At 56.8% G+C, this 19,094-nt stretch carries 15 protein-coding genes; 5 read left to right on the forward strand and 10 right to left on the reverse strand.

Features of this window, described 5'->3' with window-relative positions; all coding sequences use genetic code 11:
• Window position 1: 1 nt before the first annotated feature.
• The 4 genes from TRESADRAFT_RS08935 to TRESADRAFT_RS08950 form a co-directional block, all read right to left on the reverse strand.
• Entirely contained in the window at window positions 2–1,576 is a 1,575-nt protein-coding gene (locus tag TRESADRAFT_RS08935) for an ATP-binding protein (protein WP_002704933.1), read from the reverse strand.
• A gap of 81 nt (window positions 1,577–1,657) precedes the next feature.
• A complete protein-coding gene (argB, locus tag TRESADRAFT_RS08940; protein WP_002704934.1) occupies window positions 1,658–2,545 on the reverse strand; it encodes an acetylglutamate kinase in 888 nt (295 codons plus the stop codon).
• Between the two features lie 54 nt (window positions 2,546–2,599).
• Complete coding sequence (argJ, locus tag TRESADRAFT_RS08945; RefSeq protein ID WP_002704936.1) at window positions 2,600–3,871, reverse strand: bifunctional glutamate N-acetyltransferase/amino-acid acetyltransferase ArgJ; 1,272 nt, start codon at window positions 3,869–3,871, stop codon at window positions 2,600–2,602.
• Window positions 3,872–3,967: 96 nt separating this feature from the next.
• Window positions 3,968–4,288: a hypothetical protein gene (locus TRESADRAFT_RS08950; RefSeq protein ID WP_002704937.1), complete on the reverse strand. Its 321-nt coding sequence runs from the start codon at window positions 4,286–4,288 to the stop codon at window positions 3,968–3,970.
• Between the two features lie 130 nt (window positions 4,289–4,418).
• Between TRESADRAFT_RS08950 and TRESADRAFT_RS08955 the strand changes: the two genes are divergently transcribed.
• Window positions 4,419–5,765: an RluA family pseudouridine synthase gene (locus TRESADRAFT_RS08955; RefSeq protein WP_040842770.1), complete on the forward strand. Its 1,347-nt coding sequence runs from the start codon at window positions 4,419–4,421 to the stop codon at window positions 5,763–5,765.
• Window positions 5,766–5,956: 191 nt separating this feature from the next.
• On the opposite strand, the gene TRESADRAFT_RS15210 is transcribed toward TRESADRAFT_RS08955, so the two are convergent.
• The 5 genes from TRESADRAFT_RS15210 to gltX all read right to left on the reverse strand — a co-directional run bounded on the left by TRESADRAFT_RS15210 (window position 5,957) and on the right by gltX (window position 12,261).
• Window positions 5,957–6,523 (reverse strand): CAP domain-containing protein, encoded by a 567-nt coding sequence (locus TRESADRAFT_RS15210; RefSeq protein ID WP_002704941.1) that lies wholly within the window; start codon window positions 6,521–6,523, stop codon window positions 5,957–5,959.
• 126 nt (window positions 6,524–6,649) lie between these two features.
• On the reverse strand, window positions 6,650–7,030 hold the full coding sequence (locus TRESADRAFT_RS08965; RefSeq protein ID WP_002704943.1) for a hypothetical protein: 381 nt from the start codon (window positions 7,028–7,030) through the stop codon (window positions 6,650–6,652).
• A 4-nt stretch (window positions 7,031–7,034) separates the two neighbouring features.
• Window positions 7,035–8,246, reverse strand: coding sequence for a sugar ABC transporter substrate-binding protein (locus tag TRESADRAFT_RS08970; RefSeq protein WP_002704947.1), 1,212 nt, complete (start codon window positions 8,244–8,246; stop codon window positions 7,035–7,037).
• Window positions 8,247–8,286: 40 nt separating this feature from the next.
• On the reverse strand, window positions 8,287–10,368 hold the full coding sequence (locus TRESADRAFT_RS08975) for a methyl-accepting chemotaxis protein (protein WP_002704949.1): 2,082 nt from the start codon (window positions 10,366–10,368) through the stop codon (window positions 8,287–8,289).
• A gap of 312 nt (window positions 10,369–10,680) precedes the next feature.
• Window positions 10,681–12,261 (reverse strand): glutamate--tRNA ligase, encoded by a 1,581-nt coding sequence (gene gltX / locus TRESADRAFT_RS08980; RefSeq protein WP_002704950.1) that lies wholly within the window; start codon window positions 12,259–12,261, stop codon window positions 10,681–10,683.
• A gap of 289 nt (window positions 12,262–12,550) precedes the next feature.
• Here gltX and TRESADRAFT_RS08985 point away from each other — a divergent pair, with 289 nt between their 5' ends.
• The 4 genes from TRESADRAFT_RS08985 to TRESADRAFT_RS09000 all read left to right on the forward strand — a co-directional run bounded on the left by TRESADRAFT_RS08985 (window position 12,551) and on the right by TRESADRAFT_RS09000 (window position 17,726).
• Complete coding sequence (locus TRESADRAFT_RS08985) at window positions 12,551–13,000, forward strand: hypothetical protein (RefSeq protein WP_002704953.1); 450 nt, start codon at window positions 12,551–12,553, stop codon at window positions 12,998–13,000.
• 98 nt (window positions 13,001–13,098) lie between these two features.
• Window positions 13,099–14,382, forward strand: a complete 1,284-nt coding sequence (locus tag TRESADRAFT_RS08990) for a M18 family aminopeptidase (RefSeq protein WP_002704955.1) — start codon at window positions 13,099–13,101, stop codon at window positions 14,380–14,382.
• Between the two features lie 19 nt (window positions 14,383–14,401).
• Entirely contained in the window at window positions 14,402–16,057 is a 1,656-nt protein-coding gene (locus TRESADRAFT_RS08995; protein ID WP_002704957.1) for a hypothetical protein, read from the forward strand.
• 82 nt (window positions 16,058–16,139) lie between these two features.
• Window positions 16,140–17,726 (forward strand): glucose-6-phosphate isomerase, encoded by a 1,587-nt coding sequence (locus TRESADRAFT_RS09000; RefSeq protein WP_002704958.1) that lies wholly within the window; start codon window positions 16,140–16,142, stop codon window positions 17,724–17,726.
• 78 nt (window positions 17,727–17,804) lie between these two features.
• On the opposite strand, the gene TRESADRAFT_RS09005 is transcribed toward TRESADRAFT_RS09000, so the two are convergent.
• A complete protein-coding gene (locus TRESADRAFT_RS09005) occupies window positions 17,805–18,677 on the reverse strand; it encodes a TatD family hydrolase (protein WP_040842738.1) in 873 nt (290 codons plus the stop codon).
• Window positions 18,678–19,094 lie beyond the last annotated feature (417 nt).

Genomic DNA, 19,094 nt, shown 5'->3' on the forward strand with positions numbered 1-19,094 from the left:
TTCACGAACTGACTTCCCATTCGGCGATATTGCGCTCGGAGCTTGAGAAATTAACACCAATCTTGAACAGAGTACGGTTGTCGGCGGAATACGGCTTTGCGTAGCCCTGCTCTTCAATTTGCTTTAGGGCCATTTTTGCAGGAACATCACGCTTGAATTCGAAAATATAGACATAATCAGCTGTTTCAAGAATGCAGTCAGCCCTACCTTTTGCCGAGTGAACTTCCGTGCGCGCATATTTTCCCATCATGGTGAGAGCCATGAAAATCACATTCTGGAAGTTCTGCTCCATGACAGATTCGATTTCCTTTCCTGCCGAATACGGCAAAATCGCAAACAGAGATACGAACCACTTCTTCATTCCGTCTGTATTACCTGTCTCAACCGCGTCGTCAAGCAAATCGATATTGAAGGAATTCGCTTTGTGCTCGACATGGAGAAAACTTGGAGCAAGGGAATTCAAAAAGCCGTACCTGACTTCGGCATTTGGAAAACCAAGCGAGAAAGAACGCTGTCTCTGGTTCCACCCTTTTATCGTCAGATAGCCGGACTGATAGAAGAGAGGAATCAGATTCAAATTCTCGGGTCTATAATCCTTCAGTTCATTTTCGTTTGCCTTAACCTCCGATGCGAGACTCCTGATGTCATAATTTGAATCGTTCAATTTGCTTATCAAAAAAGTCGGCGTGGCGCTCTCAAACCAGTAGCTTCCAAAATCATTCTCATCGAAACAGTGGAACAGGCTGAACGGGTTGTACATACCGTCTCCCGACTTTGAAAAATGATATCCATCATACATGCGCCTCAGTTCGTCGCGCACTTTTTGCTCGGAACTTCCTGAAACAGAGGCAAGCCGTTTCACATATGGAAAAAACTCGCCCTCTATTTCCGAATCGGATATTCCGCAAATGTTGTTGTATCGTTCGTTCAAGGAAATATCCGTCAACTGGTTCAAATCGCTGAAGATGCTCACTTTGCTGAATTTTGTCACGCCGGTGAACATGCAGAATCGCAGGTATGCATCCATTTTTTTCAAGACACCGAAAACGCCCTTGAAAACAGCCCTGTTTTTTTCCTCGATTTCGGCATTGTCGTTCATCGTGTCAAGAAGCGGCTTGTCATACTCGTCGACAAGGACAACCACCCGTCTTCCCGTTTTCTCGCTGGCGGCTTTTATCACGTTCTCAAAGCGGACTGCGGCTGTCTCGGAAATCCAATCGCAGCCATATTCTTTTTCCCAAGTCCGCAGATGATTTTCGATTATGTCATTAAGACCGTTTTCTTCGCTGTAATTTTGACCGTTGAAATCGAAGTAAAGAACAGGGTATTCAATCCAGTCTTTTTCAAGTCCGTCAATCGCAAGGCCTGCGAACAAATTTCTGAATCCAAGAAAATAATATTTTATGGTCGAAAGAAGAAGGCTTTTTCCGAAACGCCGGGGGCGGCTCAAGAAAACTGCGGAATTGGAATGAGTCAAATCATAAACAAGGCTTGTCTTATCCGCGTAAAGTTTGTTCTCTTCGCGGAGTTTCTTAAAATCCTGCACGCCAAGCGGCAACTGCTGCAATTCTTCCATGATGAAAATTATAGCAAAAAAAACGCTTCGGAAGCGGAAAAAGCTGATTCCATTCCGAAGCGTTCTTCATTCAGGCGAACTTTAGTAAATCATCGTTCCGATACCGCGGTCGCTGAACATCTCGATGAGGAGCGAATGCGGAACACGGCCGTCGATGATGTGGGTACGCGGGACACCGCCCTCGCGCGCCATCATGCAGCACTCGATTTTGGGAATCATGCCGCCGGCGATTATTCCCTCGTCGATGAATTTCTGAACGTCAGCAAGGTGGATGCGCTGGATGAGCGACTTGGGGTCGTTCACGTCGCGGAGGACGCCGGGGACGTTCGTGAGCTGCACGAATTTCTCCGCCCCGAGCGCGACGGCGATTTTCGCGGCGGCAGTGTCGGCGTTGATGTTGTAGCGGTTGAAGTCCCCGCTCTCGCCGAGCGCCACAGTGGAGATGACGGGTATGAACCCCTTCTCCAGAAGCGACTGCACGATTTCCGGGTGGACTTCCGTCACCTCGCCGACGAACCCGAGGTCGGCGCCGTCCTTGTCGATTTTCTTCGCGCGAAGAAGCCCCGAATCGACGCCGGAAAGACCGACCGCTTTTCCGCCCTCCTGCAAAAGGATTCCAACGATGTCCTTGTTGAGCTTTCCCGTCAGCACCATCTGAACGATTTCCATCGTCTCCGCGTCAGTATAGCGGAGCCCGTTGACGAACTTGGACTCCTTGCCCACGCGGTCGAGCATCTTGTTGATTTCAGGCCCGCCGCCGTGGACGAGCACGACGTGGATTCCCACCGTGTTGAGAAGCACGATGTCCTCCATAACCGCGGACTTCAGCTCCTCGTTGAGCATCGCGTTTCCGCCGTACTTGACGACAACCGTCTTTCCGACCCAATGCCTGAAATACGGGAGCGCCTGAACAAGCACGCCCGCCCAATGCTCGTTGTCGAGCCTCGGATTCTCTATTCCGTTCTCCATAAAAACACCTCGATTTTTTGACCTATTCTTAACCGCCCGACGCGAACGCGGAAATTATGTGCGGTAGTCCCCGTTGATTTTCACGTAGTCGTACGTCAGGTCGCAGCCCCATGCCGTTCCCTTCGCGCTTCCGTCCTCAAGCTCCACGAGGATTTCCACCGCCTCCTCAAGGAGGATTTTCTTCGCCTTCTCCTCGTCGAAGTTGAGCGGAACGCCGTGGTCGAACACCTTTATGGAATTCTCCTTCCCGCCGTTCACGTCGCCGTCGTCGAAGTAGCGCTTCGCCCCCTCGCGAGAGAGGAAAGAGACGCTCGTCTTCTCGGGCGTGAAGAAGAATCCCGAGTAGCCCATCGCGTCGAGGATTCTTCCCCAGTTCGCGTCGGCACCGAAGAACGCCGCCTTCACGAGGTTCGAGCAGATGACCGCCTTCGCAAGCCCGCGCGCGTTCTCCACGTTGTCGGCTCCGACGACATTGCAGGTGACGAGCCTCGTCGCGCCCTCGCCGTCCGCCGCGATTTTCTTCGCCATCTGCGTGTTGAGCGTGTCGAGCGCCTCGCAGAACGCATCGAATTCCGCGCCCTCCGAGACAATCTCCGCGTTGCCCGCCATCCCGTTCGCCAGAATCAGCAGCGTGTCGTTCGTGGAGGTGTCGCCGTCAACCGAGACGCAGTTGTACGTTCCCGCGACGCTTTTCTTGAGCGCCTTTTCGAGCATCTCGGCGGAAATCGCGCAGTCGGTGGTGACGACGGAAAGCATCGTGCCGAGGTTGATGTGAATCATCCCCGAGCCTTTCGCCATCGTGCCCATGCGGACGTTCTTCCCGCCGATTTCAGTCTCGAGCGCGACTTCCTTGTACTTCGTGTCTGTCGTCATGATTGCCTGGCGCGCCTCGACGTTTCCCGTCTTCGAAAGTTTCGCGACAGACTCGTCAAGCCCGTTCAGGATTTTCTCCACCGGAAGCTGCTGTCCGATGACGCCCGTCGAGCAGACAAGGACGTTCCCCGCGTCAATCTTGAGCCGGGACGCGACGGCATCCGCCTCCTTCCTCGCGTTCTCGTATCCCTGCGCGCCCGTGCAGGCGTTGGCGTTGCCGGAATTCATGATGACCGCCTGCGCCTTTCCGTCGGCAATCTGGTTTTTCGTGAACTTGACGCACTCCGCCTTGACGCGGTTCTGCGTGAACACGCCAGCCGCGTTGCAGAGCGCGTCGCTGAAAATGAGCGCGGTGTCGAACGTCGTCCGGCTCGCCTTTATCTTGTTCAGGACTCCGCTCGCCGTGAAGCCCTCCGCAGCGGCAACGCCGCCCTCAATGAATTTGAATTGCATAAATATTCACTCCTTTTCAAGAGATTTGCATAAATATGCAAAATTATATGTGATTGAGGGAATCTGCACAAGAGAAAAGCGAAAACCAATCGGATTTCATCTGTCGTTCCGATGCTTCCGCGAAACCTCGTCGAAGAACGCGTTGTTCTTCCCGTTCTTCTTCGTGTTGCGGAACGCGTTCTTGTTGTTCAGGAGGGAATCCTCGACCTCGCCCGTCTTCCGCATCGAGGAAGCGACGGCTTTTCCGGAGGCGTTCATCATGTTGTACTTCATCTCGTACTCGAGCGCGTGCTCCGTGCTGAATTTGAACACCATCCCCGAAAGGACGAGGAAAAGCAGGACCGCCAGGGCGACCAGCGAGAGGGAAATCCTCCGCGCGCATCTCATAACCTTCTCGTCATCTATAACTATTACCATTTTTTCCCTCCATATAAACTCAACAAATTCTCGGAATTTTATGGCGGCGGCTGAAATCCGGCGCGTTCGCAAAAGCGTGAATTTCCGCTACGATGGACGGAACGGAAACGAGAAAACAAAAGGAGAGAACATGTTCCCACCATTCCCGGAAAAAAGGGCTGCACAAGCGTGCGAGGAAATCGCGAGGAAAATCGATTCGGGCGAGATAGGAGTCATCCGCGTGACGAAGGAAAGCGAGGAGCGCAAGGACGCCGGAATGATGATTGGCGCGCTCGTCTGCCGCGACGAGGACGGAAACGAGACCGTCATCGCGTCGAATTCGGGAACGGCGCGCAGGCTCGATTTGCGCGGGACGGAGATTCTCTCGCTTCCGTCACAATACGCGGAGCCGGTTGCGTCCGCCGAAGAAATCGCGCGCGCGCTGAGCGGGAACGACGCGGAAATCCACCGCCTCACGGAGGAAATCGGCTCGGAAAAGAACGCGGAAAAAAGGCGCGGGCTTGAATCCAAAAGGAAGATTCTCTGCGCGCAGTCACTCGCGAACGTCCACGCGCTCTACTCGTTCTGCTGCGCGGACGGAAAGACGCGGACGCTCCGCGACATATGCGAATCACACAACGCGGCGATGATGATGCCAGAAGGAAAGCTCCCGCCGACGGGGACGGGCGACTGCTGCGCGCCGAAGCTCCTCCACCACGCGTTCAAGAACAACCTGCTTCCCGTCTCGATGTGCGAATTCTTCGTCGGAAACGGCGGAACGAAAAAATGCGAGCCGTGCGACGAGCGGTGCGGAATCCTCCTTCCCGCGATGCTCGGGCTCAAGATACTGTTCCGCGACGACGACATCTGCGCAATCGACAAACCGAGCGGTCTTCTTTCCGTCCCCGGTCGAACGGAAAAGGACAGCGCGGAGACGCGGTTCAGAAGGCTTTTCCCCGGCTCTCCCGCGCAGCCCGCCGTGCACCGGCTCGACATGGAGACGAGCGGAATCCTCATCCTCGCGCTGAACAGGGAATCGCAGCGCGCGATGCAGCGGCAGTTCGAGAACGGGGACGTTCGGAAGGAATACGTCGCGCTCCTCGACGGCGTCCTCGCAAAAAATGGAATTCCCGCGCACGGAACGGTGGAGACGTTCTTCCGGCTTGACGTGGAGAACCGCCCGCACCAAATCTGGGACGCCGAGAACGGGAAAAAAGCCGTCACGGAATGGCAGGTTCTGGGCGTCGAGCGGTACGAATCCCCCGGCGGAACCGCCCGCAACGCGACGCGCGTCCTTTTCATGCCGCACACGGGACGGACGCACCAGCTGCGAACGGCAAGCGCGGACGCGCACGGGTTCGGCATCCCGATAATCGGAGACTCGCTCTACGGGACGAAAGCGGACGGCGAGCGGCTCATGCTCCACGCGCGCAGAATCGAGTTCACCCATCCGAGGACGGGCGTGCGGATGACGATTGAGTGCGGGGAAGCGTTCTAGGGGGCGCGGGGCGGGCAATGGCGAGATTCCGAAACGGTCCGGAATGCCGAAATGCAAGACACTTTCAGGTACTGGTCTATGGATGCGGAAACCGGTCATCGAGCTTGTCGGACTGACCGGTTTCTCTTTTTTATGAGTATCTTCGGCTGCGGTCAACTACCATGTTCCGATACTGAAACCCGACATTCGGGCTATTTAGCGAGAATCATCGCCCAGTAATATCCGTATCTGCTTCCATCTGCATATGCGTAGGCGATTCCGATTTTCGTGAAATTCTGACCGAGCATGTTGCGCCGGTGCCCCTGCCCCGCATAATTCTCGCCGTCCTCCTTCCATTGCGTGAACGTGCCGCTTCCCGTGGAGGAACCTGCGGCGATGTTCTCGCCGGCGGCGGAATACGAAATCGACAAATCGGAAAGAACGGTGAAGCACGATTTTCCGTTCGGGCGCGTATGGGAGAAGCTTTTTACGATTTCGTTCGCGCGGATTTGGGCAGCCCGGCACAATTCCTCATCGAGCGTCAATGCGGAAAGTTTTCCGACAAGGCTCGTCGTCGTCACGTTGTCATTGTTCAAGTAATATGCCTCGCTTCCCGTACGGAATTCATTCGTAAGGTTGAAGCATTCGATTACTTTCTCGTCGGTATTCGCGACAACAGCCGAATAATCCGGCGCAGGCTCGGCGCTGTTGTCGTCGGCGCACGAGAAAAGGAAGAGCGCGGAAAGCGCGACCAGCGGGAAAAGACAGATTCGTTTCATAAAGGCTCCTTGCGCGGAAAGATTCGCCATAAAACTGGATTCTCCATTTTGGCATACAGAATGTATTTTTGACAAAAAAAAGCGGGTTTCCCTTCCAAAAAAAAGAAAACCCGCAGCGGCGCCGCGTCATTTCACGACACAGGTGATTCCGGAACCGACGCGGCGCGCCCAGAAACCGTGCTCCATCGAGCAAAGCGTTCCGGCTTTTTCCGACGCGTCTGACGGCGAAAGCCCCTGCCCCAAAAGGAACGACTCGACCTCGCTTTTCGCCCACTCGTGTCTTTGCGCGCAGGACGTGACGAGCATCGTCTTGACGGTGCCCCAGTCCTTGTCGGAAATACTGCCTATTTTTTCCTCGCCCGGCTCGAAATGAAGGAACGCGCACGACTCGAATTCCTCGTCGTAGGTTCCGCTTACCGTGTAGAACGTCTCGACCGGCTCTATCTCGCAGCCAAAAAGGGAAAGGAACATGACGGCAGAAAAAAAGAGCGCAAGAATATTTTTCATACAATCATCCTTTTATCTTTTCGTTGAGCAAACGCATCTCTTCGGCAACATCGGCGCCATTCCAGATGTTGCGGAGCGTCTCGGACGATTCCGACCACATATTCCCCATCGCGGGAATCGACGGCATCGGGAACGCGTAGCCGAGCTGCTTCGTGAATCCCGCCATGTATTTGCTGCTGACCGCCGTGTCTATCGAAGGCATCGCGCCCGTCAGGCTGAACCGAAGCTGCTGCATCTCCGGCGTGAGCAGGAATTCGAGGAAGTCGGCCGCGACGTCGGGATGCTTCGAGGCCGCCGTGACGAACATCCCGCGCGTGCCGCTGAACGATGCCGCCGGCTTGTTTTCCCCCGGAAGCGACGGGAGCGCCGCCACGCCGAAATCGATTCCCGCCTTCTCGAACGGCTTCACGTTCCACAAGCCCGTCACGTACATCGCCGCGTTTCCCGAGGAGAAAAGTCCGTCGCACGTCGCGGTGTTCAGCTCCGTGCTGCCGATTCCGAGCTTTTCCCTGAGCGACTGGAAGAATTCCATGCCGCGGATTGCGTCTTTCGTTCCCATGTGCGGGTTCTGCCCCTCGCTCCCGCTCTCGCCGTAGAGCCTGTTCCCGTTCATCGTCGTGAAAATCACCGAGTAGTACATGTTCATGAAATCCATGACGAACGGATATCGGCGCGGGTTGTTCGCGATGAATTCCCCCGACCATCCGACAAGGGCGTCCCACGTTTTCGGGACGTCCTGCTCTTTTATGAGCTTCTTGTTGTAGAAAAGCGCGTACGTCTCCGCGCTCACGGGATATCCGTACATCGTGCCGTTGTACGTAAGCGCCTTCGAGCACGCGCCGAGCACCTTGCGCGAGATGTCGCCGGGATTCCGCGTCGGAAGGACGAGGTTTTTCGAGACGATGATTCCGAGCGTGTCGTGCGGAGAGGTTATTATGTCGGGCGCGACTCCGGCGGGCGCATCGATTTCGAGCGTTTCGACCATCGCAGGAAGCCCCACGTAAATGTAATCGACAGCGACGTCCGGACGGAGCTTCGAGAATTCCTTTCCCGCCTGCTTTATGAACTCGTCAATACCGCCGTCCGTCTCCCAGACGCGGATGTGTATTTTGTCCTGCTTTGCCGGGACGCTCCCGTCCTTGTTCTTCCCGCATCCGGACAAAAAAAGCGCGATGAGCGGAACGGTAAAAAGAGCGATTCTTCTGATTGTCTTCATGGTGTTGCCTCGTTTTCTTTGCGGGACGAAAAACGCCCCTTCAAACCTGGAATTTGTCGACCTGCCCCGAAATATCTTCTATCGAGGCGGACATCCTCTCCGAAATCTCGGAAAGCGCGCTTCCGGTGCTTCTGATGTCCTCCGCCCCGCTTTCCATCTTGTCCATGTTCTGCTTCAAATCCGTCGTGGACGACTGGAGGTTCTGGATTTCCTTGAGAATCGCGGCATTTCCCTCCGACATCTCGTTCACCGCCGAAAGGACGATGTCCGTGCTGTCGTTCATGCTGCCGAGCGACGCGTTGATTTTCTCGGAATCCCTGTGCTGCTCGTCCATCGCGGAGGAAATTTCCTTGACGAGGTAGTCGGTGGACTGGATTTCCTCGCTGACGTTCTTGAACGCGAGCCGCGATTCGTTCGACGCGAATATAATCTGCCCGATGGAATCCTGAATCTTCGAAAGCTGCTCACCGATTTCCTTCGACTGCGCGGACGACGTCTCGGAAAGCTTCCTGATTTCGTCGGCGACGACGGAGAATCCCTTGCCGCTCGCGCCCGCGTGCGCCGCCTCAATTGCCGCGTTCATCGCGAGCATGTTCGTGCGGCTCGCAATCTCGCGGATTGTCTTGTTCGCGTTGCCGAGAATTTTGGACTGCTCGCCGACGACGGAAATCTTGTCGCTCACGTCGTCCTGCTTCCTGAGCCCGGACTGCGCCTTTTCCTCAAGGCGCCTGAACGCATCGGTCATCTTCTCCGCCGACGCGTTGACTTTCTCGATGTTTCCTATCATCGCCGAGACCGCGCCGCTCGCGACCTTTACGCTCGACGACTGGTTCTCGACCATGCGCTCAAGCGACTCGATGTTCGACGCGATTTCGTGCACGGCGCTCGCCGTCTGCTCGACGCTGGAGAACTGGAGCGTCGTCCCCATCCTCGTCGCCTGGATATTCTCGATAATCGCATCTATCGAGGAAATCGTGTTCTTCGTGTCGCTTTTCAGCATCGTGCCCGCATCGGAAAGCGATTCCTTCGACTGCTTCATGACGGTCATTATGCTCTGGAGTTTTTCCGTGAACGTGTTGAACCCGTCCACAAGCTCCCCGATTTCGTACTCCGTCTTTATCCTGATTCGCTGCGTCAAATCCGCCTTTCCGGACGCGATTTCCTTTATGCTCGCGCTGACCCTTCTGAGCGGTCTGAGCGTGCGCGCGAAGAAAAGCCCGCCGAGCGAGCCGAACACAATCGCGGCAACCGTTATGAGGACCATCCTGAAGAAAATCTCGGAGAGTACGGCGAGCGCCTGCGCCCTGTTCTGAATGATTCCCAGATGCCACCTGCCGCCGTTCACCGTGACGAACGAAAGGAAATATTCCTTCCCGTCCATGAAGAACGTCTCAAGCCCGCTAGGCTCCTGAATCATCTTTATCTGAAGCTCGCGGAACTGCCCGAATTTTCCGGAGGGCGCATAATCGCCGCTGTGGATGTTGTTCTCGAGCATCGTGCGCCCCGCGTAATCGACGCCCGCCATCTTGTCGCCCGCGTCGTTGATTATGAATATGCCCCCGTCGTAATCGAGCTTCACCGACGACGTTATCGCGTTCGTGAACGATGCGTCGGCGACTGCGGAAATGACGCCGGCCACGGAACCGCCTTCGCCATAGAGCGGGCAGCTCACTACGACGACCATCTTGTTGTACCGCTCGTCGTAGACCAAATCGGAGATGTTGGGGACGCCGGAAAGCGCCTTGTTGTAGTAGCTCCGTCCCCCGACCCATATGTCGTTCCCGTGCGTCGAATGCGCCATGCCGTTCATGTCGCCGACCTCGAACGACTCGAATCCCATGCGCCGCGCCTCTTCGATGAGGATTTCCTTCTGCACGTCCCAATCCATCTCGCGGATGTCGCTTCTCATTGAGATTGCCTCGACCTCGCGGATGTACGCGTCAATCGACAAGTCGATGAGTTTTCCGGCATCGTCGCGGCATCTCGTCATCATGCCGACGACCTGGTTCGTCTGAATTCTGCGAAGAAAAAGTATTGCGAACGCCGTGAGCAGGACGCAAATCAATGTCACGAGGAGCGCAATCCTGGTGACGATTTTGAAAGACAAGGAATTTCTTCTCATAAGTTCTCCTTCTTGTGTGTTCAAAAACTTGGCTTTCATAAAACTGATTCCGATTCCTAAGAAACCCGCCCGTTTCGTCAGCGGCTTACGACAACGGGGCGGGCTATCAGGGGCGAGGCGATTCTCTACCGCGCCAAAACAGACCTGTTCTTAATGTTCTGAAACTGAGGTTTCCGAACAGGTTTGATGATAGGAAGAGGACATCAAAAAACGCCTGCCCCGGAAGCAGTCTCCCGAACAGGCTCAGCGTGCATAAAAACCCCCGCGCGCACGAAAACGCACGCGCGGGGTTCGTTCGTCAAAAACGCGGAATCAGAACGACTCGAGCGTCTTTCTTACGCGGGCAACCGATTCATCGGCACCGAGAATGAGGATTGAGCCGATGAGCGGCGGCGACACGCGGCTTCCCGTGACAGCCATGCGGATGGGCATCATAAAGTCGCCGAGCTTGACTCCGAGGGATTCAGCCGTCGCCTTTGCGAGGTTCTCGCCCTCCTCCTCGGAAATTGACGGAAGCTTCTCGATGAAGCCGATTGCAGCCTCGAGGACTTCCTTCGTCTTCGCCGCGTCGAGCTTCTTGGGGACAATCTGCTCGACGGGAAGAACGGCCGGCTTCGTGAAGAGGAAGCGCACCATCTCCGCGGCATCGCAGAGGAAATGGAGTCTCTCGCGGATGAGCGGCATGAGCTTCATGAGGGCGGCCTTCACGTCCGCGCTCGTCATTCCCATCGACTCGTCCACGCACTCAGGCTCGCCCGCGTCGTTCAGGCGCACGCCCGAATATTCCGGCCCCACCTTCGGCTTGGGCTGCGGGTTCTCCGGGTTGATTTCGAGCGTCGCGTCGCCCGTCCCCGTGATGAACGGGAGCGTCCATTTGTAAAGCTCCTCGTCGGAGAGGCGGCGTATGTAGTTTCCGTTGTAGTATTCGAGCTTCTTGTAGTCGAACACGGCGGGCGACTTGTTCAGGTGCTCGAGGCGGAAATTCTCGGCAAGCTCGGCGAGCGTGTAGAATTCCTTGCCCTCCTCGTACGAGCATCCGAGAAGCGCGACGTAGTTCACGATTGCCTGCGGAAGGTATCCCCTCGCGCGGAATTCGTTCAAGGAAGTCGAGCCGTGGCGCTTGGAGAGCTTCTTTCCGTCGGAGCCGTTCACCATCGGAAGGTGGCAGAACTCGGGGTGCTCCCACCCGAACGAGCGGTACATCTGCACGTGGAGCGGCGTCGAGGGAATCCATTCCTGCGCGCGCATGACGTGTGAGACGTGCATGAGATGGTCGTCCACGATGTTCGCGAGGTGGTACGTCGGGAAGCCGTCGCTCTTGAGGAGAACCGGGTCGGGGGAAATGTCCTCGTTCTTCCAGGTGATGTCGCCGAGAAGGTGGTCGTGGAATTTCGTCTCGCCCTCAAGCGGAACCTTCAGGCGGATTACGAACGGCTTTCCCGCGTCGAGGTTCGCCTTGACTTCCTCGGGAGTGAGGTGGCGGCAGTTCCTGTCGTAGCCGGGGGCCATCTTGTTCTCCTGCTGTATCTTGCGGATTCTGTCGAGGCGCTCGGCGTCGCAGAAGCAGTAGTACGCTTCTCCGTTCTCGATGAGCTTCTGCGCGTATTCCTTGTACAGCGCGAACCGCTCGCTCTGGACGTACGGCCCGTACTCGCCGCCCTTGTCGCCGCCCTCGTCCCAGTCCAGCCCGAGCCACGCCATCGTGTCGTACAGGTTCTGGACGTACTTCTCGTCGTAGCGGGTGCGGTCGGTGTCCTCAAGGCGCAGGATGAATTTTCCGCCCTTCGAGCGGGCATAGAGATAGTTGAACAGCGCGGTGCGGACGCCGCCGATGTGCTGCAGTCCCGTGGGCGACGGCGCATAGCGCACGCGGACTTCCTTGATGTTTTCCATAAAAAATAACCTCGTAAAAAAATGATTGTCAGCCCCGGCGTTCCTTGCGTGATTGCGGGGCTTCGTTCAAAAAAAACGTAACGTCTAATTTTATTCCAAAAGTGGACAAACCTCAATTAAACCAAGCATAAAGGTACGGCAAACGCCCCTGCCAGCCCGGAAACGCGAGCGGGCAAAAAAAAGCCGTTCGGAAACATTCATTTTGGACATTCGGAAATCTTGTGATACACTATGAGTCATGCAAGTCTGTTTTCAGACTATTTTTTAGACTTACATCAAGGAGACCACAATGTTCAAGAAAGCATTTTCCATCATCGCGCTTTTCCTCGCGATTTCATCTGCAGCAGTTTTCGCAGCCAAGCCAAAGACAAAGGCTTACAGCGCGGATGACGAAAACTACACATGGTACGAATTCGACGCGAACGCGCTCGGGCACAAGTACCACTTCTATGCATTCAAGACGGACGAGCAGCGCGACAACCGCGTCCAGCAGATTCTGAACAAGAACGGCTGGGGCATGAACCCGAAGGAGACAATCACCGAATACTTCAACTTCGAGAGCGGCGAGAAGACGATTCTCTTCGACGAGGAGCTCAAACCGGAGATGAAGGAGAAGGGATACAAGTACGCATGCACAATCTACAAGCGCACGACAAAATCCGAGACGACAATCTATCTCCTCTCGTTCCTCTATGACAAGGAGACGGACGTCCTGACCGTCCAGAAATCGTACAAATAACGGGTTCTGAATCCGCTGTCACCACGGCGCGCCGAGAGGCGCGCTTTTTCATGCCCTGAGCGGAAAACGGAAAAGCGATTGTGTGCTAGAATGTGCGCATGAAAAACGAAACTGCAGAAAAAACGCTGGAATTCATACGCAAAAGCCCGAGCTGCTTCCATGCCGTCGGGAACATAAAGGAAATTTTGAAGGAAAACGGCTTTTCGGAGCTTTCCGAGGGCGAACGATGGAAAATAGAGGAAGGCGGACGGTATTTCGTCACGAGGAACAGCTCCTCGATACTATCGTTCGTGGCGCCGGGACGCGATTTTTGCGGGTTCAGGATTGCAGCCTCGCATTCGGACTCGCCTTCGTTCAAGATAAAGGAGAACCCCGAGATGAAGGGGAACGGATGCGTGAGGCTGAACGTCGAGAAATACGGCGGGATGCTCATGCAGCCGTGGTTCGACAGGCCGCTATCGATAGCGGGACGCGCGATTGTGCGGAAAGGCCCCGGCGCGTTCGACGTGGAGGAGAAGCTCGTCTCGCTGAAGAAAAACCTCGTCATGATTCCGAACCTGGCAATCCACTTCGCGCGGGACGCGAACGACGGGCGCAAAATCAACGTGCAGTCGGAGATGATGCCCGTAATCGCGGCAGGAGAGTCGTTCTCCCTCAAAAAATTCATCTCGGAGCACTGCGGAATCGGCGAGGAGGACATCCTCGGGCACGACCTTTTCCTTTCGTGCAGCGACGACGGCATGTTCTGGGGCGCGGACGACGAATTCATCGCGTCACCGAGGCTCGACGACCTTGAATGCGCGTACACGACGCTTTTGGGATTCATCGGCGCGTGCAAAAAATCAGGCGGAAGGAACGCGCTCGTCCATGCGGTTTTCGACAACGAGGAAGTCGGAAGCGGGACGCGGCAGGGCGCCGACTCCACGTTCCTCGAGGACACGCTCAGGCGCATCAACGGCGCGCTCGGACGCACCGACGAGGACTACAACACGGCAGTCGCGAACAGTTTCCTCGTCAGCGCGGACAACGCGCACGCAGTCCATCCCGCATATCCTGACAAATCCGACCCCATAAACAGGCCGCGCCTCAACGGAGGAATCGTCATCAAGCACAACGCGGCGCAGAAATACACGACGGACGCGCTTTCCTCGTCCATTTTCAGGCGGATATGCGCGGACGCGGGAATTCCGACGCAGACGTTCACGAACAACTCGAACGTGGCGGGCGGCTCGACGCTCGGGAACATATCGACGGCGCACGTCTCCGCGCTGTCAGTCGACATCGGGCTCGCGCAATGGGCGATGCATTCGCCGTTCGAGTCGGCGGGCAGCGACGACGCGGCCCACATGGCGCGCGCAACGGAACTTTTCTACGCGCAATAAGGTTATTACGGAGAAAAAAATGAGAAGGACGACCTTAATCGCTCCGGCTGTTCTTGCGCTCGCGTTCTCGTGCGCGACGACAAAACCCGAGCAGACGGCGGAAAAAAAAGCCGAAATCGTGACGGAGGAGGAATTCATCCCGAAAAAAGACGCGGTGGCGGAAGAGGAGCAGATTCCCGCGCCCGATGAGGAATTCGTCGAGATGGAATTCGTCCCGGAAACGAGCAGCCTCAAGAAAATCGACATGACGAAATGGCTTCTGAACGAGGAAGACGGCGTTTTCTTCCAGACGGGAATTCCGTATTGCGCGAACGCAGCCGACACGCACCACGAGCAGCTCGCCGTTTTCGTGCCGCGCGCGCTTTTCGACGCGAAGGCGAACGGCGACGGAACGTACACGGCAAAAGCGTGCGGGAACGGCGCGCCGTTCGCGATGAAAATCGACACGCCGTCGTTCCTCGCGATGAAACCCGCGCAATCGTATTCCAGGGAGGCGGCATCAATCGCAAAATCGGGGCTGATTGCAGTCCTTGCAGGCGCGCGCGGGAAAGGGACGGGCGTCGGCGCGGCTGTCGCTGACTTCAAGGCGGCAATCCGCTTCATCAGGCTCAACGCGGATATTCTCCCGCCGGAAAAAGGGTTCTTCGTCTACGGAAGCGACGCGGGCGGCGCGATTGCGTGCGTCATCGGCGCGTCGGGCGACTCCGCGCTCTACTCGTCGCTGCTCGACGAGATTGGCGCCGCGGAAACGACGGATGCCGTCGACGGCGTTTTCGCGACGGAACCGAGGACGGCGCTCCCCCTCTCCGACGCGGCATTCGAATGGAGCGCGGGACATGCCCGCGAATTTTCGGGCGGGGACGCGGAGGAAGAGAGGCTGAAGTCGGAGAATCTCGCCCGGTCGTTCGCGGAGAAAATCAATTCGCTCAGTCTTGCCGGCGACGACGGGAACGCGCTGACGCTCGACGAAAGCGGCGGCGGTCCCTACGCCGATTTCTACCGGAAGGAACTTACGCGCTCGCTGAACGAATTCCTCGCCGCCGGTCCGTTCCCCAGGAAGACGGGGCTTTTCGCGACGCACATCGCAGAAATCGAGAACCCGCAGGGAGAATCCGCGACGGAGGGGATGTTTGCCGGAAGAAAGCCGCGCAAACCGAAAAGCGCCATCCCGAACATCGCGGAGGAGCGGCTGTTCAGGGAGATGACGGAAAAAAGGCAGCGCGAGCTTTCGGGGATACACGACACGCCCTACGACTACATCGAGTCGCTGAACGCGCTCTCCCTCTCAAAAGGCGGCGGGCGCTGGGTGGAATACGACGGCGCGGAAGGCATTGCGGAGATTACCGACTGGAAAGCGTTCGCGAAGCTGTTCCAGAAACCGCTCAGGAAAATAGGCGCGGCAGCGTCCGACGAGGGAAATTTCTCGCTTCTTTCGGAAATGTACGACCCGATGTATTTTCTCTGCGAGAAAAGCGGGAAAGCCGCATCGTCGTGGCGCATACGGGGAACGGCCGCCCGCGGGGACAAACCGCTCACGGCGGAGATGAACCTCGCGCAGCTGCTCAAGAACAACGGGCTTCGCGTCGATTTCTCGCTTTTCTGGAACGATTCCGCCGCGGATGGCGTACAAGGCGAGGACGAGCAAGCCGCCGCGTGGATTTCCGCGCAGGAATGAGCCGCAGCCCGTTTCCGACCGCTCGCACCGCCCCAATCAATGTGGTATACTCTCGGAACTAAAAACATAAAGGAGAAACGAAATGGCAATTTCCTGGGAAAATCTTGACACGCTCGCGTCGTTCAAGAAGCTTCAGTCGCTCAAAGGCGCAGTCTCGGTGGCTAAGGAGCTTTCCGGCGAGAAGGCGGCGGAGAGAGTCGCATCATGCTCGGTGCCGATGGCGGCGGGGCTCGTCTACAACTACGCAGCCAAACAGGTTGACGAGAAAATCCTCGGCGTCCTGGCAGAGCTTTCACAAGAGGCTCAGCTTGTCGAGAAATTCGAGGAGCTTTACAACGGCGCTGTAGTCAACACAGGAGAGAAGAGGCTCGTCCTCCACCAGCTCACGCGCGGGCAGCTCGGAAAGGACGTCACGGCTGACGGAGTAAACAAGCGCGAATTCTACATCAACGAGCAGAAGAGAATAGCCGAATTCGCGGACAAGGTTCACGACGGACGCATCGCAAACGCTGCCGGTGAGAAATTCACCACGGTCGTCCAGATTGGAATCGGCGGAAGCGACCTCGGGCCGCGCGCCATGTATCTTGCGCTCGAGAACTGGGCAAAAGCGGAGGGTACGTTCAAGATGGAGGCGAAATTCATCTCCAACGTCGACCCGGATGACGCCGCGAGCGTCCTCAAATCGCTCGACCTCGCGCACTCGCTCTTCATACTCGTCTCAAAAAGCGGAACGACGCTCGAGACACTCACTAACGAGTCCTTCGTCAAGGACGCGCTCAAGAAAGCAGGGCTCAACCCCGCGAAGCACATGATTGCCGTCACGAGCGAGACTTCCCCGCTCGCGCACAACCCCGACTACCTCGCCGCATTCTACATGGACGACTACATCGGCGGACGCTACTCATCGACAAGCGGCGTCGGCGGAGCGGTGCTGTCGCTCGCGTTCGGGCCGAACGTCTTCGCCGAATTCCTCGACGGAGCCGCCGCGATGGACAAGACCGCGACGAACAAGGACATCCTCAAGAACCCGTCGCTCCTCGACGCGCTCATCGGAATCTACGAAAGGAACGTGCAGGAATATCCGTCAACGGCGGTGCTTCCCTACTCGCAGGCTTTGTCGCGCTTCCCCGCGCATCTCCAGCAGCTCGACATGGAGTCGAACGGAAAGAGCGTGAACAGGTTCGGCAAGCCGGTCAGCTACGTCACGGGCCCCGTCATTTTCGGCGAGCCGGGAACGAACGGCCAGCACTCGTTCTACCAGCTGCTCCATCAGGGAACGAACATCATCCCGCTCCAGTTCATCGCGTTCAAGGAGAACCAGACGGGAACTGACGTCGTCATCGAGGACTCGACGAGCCAGAAGAAGCTCTGCGCAAACGTCGTCGCGCAGATTATGGCGTTCGCGTGCGGAAAGAAGGACGACGACCCGAACAAGTCGTTTGCAGGAGAGCGCCCGTCAAGCATCATCTACGGCGACAGGCTCACCCCGAAAGTGCTCGGCGCGCTCCTCGCCCATTTCGAGAACAAGGTCATGTTCCAGGGATTCGCGTGGAACATCAACAGCTTCGACCAGGAGGGCGTCCAGCTCGGAAAGAAGCTCGCGAAAAAGGTTCTCGCGCACGATACGGACGGGGCGCTCAAGGCGTACTCCGACCTCCTCAACATATAATCGCGTGACCGCATAAAAACGCCCCCGGATTTCTGAAGCGCGCTTCGTTTTCCGGGGGCATTTTTTTGCGTGGACGGCTCAAAGGCGGAAGAGCTTCGAGATGTTCCCGTCAACGGTCGCGCTCAAGGCGGACGGGGTTACGGAACGCGCGCTCGCGACAAAATTGTAGACGTACTCGACGAGAATCGGCGTGTTCACCTGACCGCGGAACGGGACGGGCGCGAGATACGGGGAATCGGTCTCAATCAGAATCCTGTCGTCGGGAACGAAACGCAAAAGCGCCGCCATCTCCTCGATGCGGGATTTTTTTGCATACGTCACGGCGCCCCCGAACGCGATGTGGTAGCCCAAATCGAGGAAGACGCGCGCCTCGTCAATCCCATACGAGTAGCAGTGGATAATCCCGCGGTGGCTGTCCATGTTCCGAAGCGCGCTGACGGTTCCGTCGAACGCCTCGCGGGAATGGACTATTACCGGAAGGTCGAGACTGCTCGCAAGCTGGAGCTGCATCTCGAAAAGCTCCTCCTCCCCGCGAAGCATCTCGGAATCGAAATCGTCCGCGCTCCGTCCGTCCGCCCCGGCCGGATTCCAATGATGGTCGAGCCCGCATTCGCCGATTGCGACGAGCCTCTTCCCGTCGGCCGCGGAGAATTTCGCTATCTTGTCCTCAAGGATTCCCATCCTCTCATGCCGTGCGGAAATCTCCTCCACGGACGGCCAAATCCCCGCGGAGAATTTCACAAGCGCGCGGACGCGTTCCCGCTCCCCATCAGAAAGGGCGGATGCCGCCTCCTCCACGAAATTCAGCCGTTCTATGAGGTCGTCCGCCTCCGTCCCGATATCAAGCGCGAAGAACGTCTCCCGCGCGCACAGCCCGGAAAGAATCGCCGCACCGTCAAGAGCGCGGTCGCGCACCAAATGCCTGAAATGAAAATGCGTATCTGAAAACATCCGTCCATAATATCAGCGATTGCAAATCTTTTCCCGTTCCAAGTTCGGCTTCGTCGGAGCAATCGCTCAGCCGGCACGCGCGGCGTGCCTCCGTGCCCACGAGGGCGGGGAAATTGCAAATCTTTTCCCGTTCTCGATTGCAAATCTTTTCCCGTTCTCAGATTGGCTTCTTTGGAGCAATCGCTCGACCGGCACGAAAACGTGCCTCCGTGCCCGACAGGCGGGGAAATTGCAAATCTTTTCCCGTTCTTAGATTGGCTTCGTTGGAGCAATCGTTCGACCGGCACGAAAACGTGCCTCCGTGCCCGGCGGGCGGGGAAATTGCAAATCTTTTCCCGTTCTTAGTTCGGCTTCTTTGGGGCAATCGTTCGACCGGCACGAAAACGTGCCTCCGTGACCACGGGGCGGGGAAATTGC

It is taken from the genome of Treponema saccharophilum DSM 2985 (assembly GCF_000255555.1).
GTDB classification, from domain to species: domain Bacteria; phylum Spirochaetota; class Spirochaetia; order Treponematales; family Treponemataceae; genus Treponema_D; species Treponema_D saccharophilum.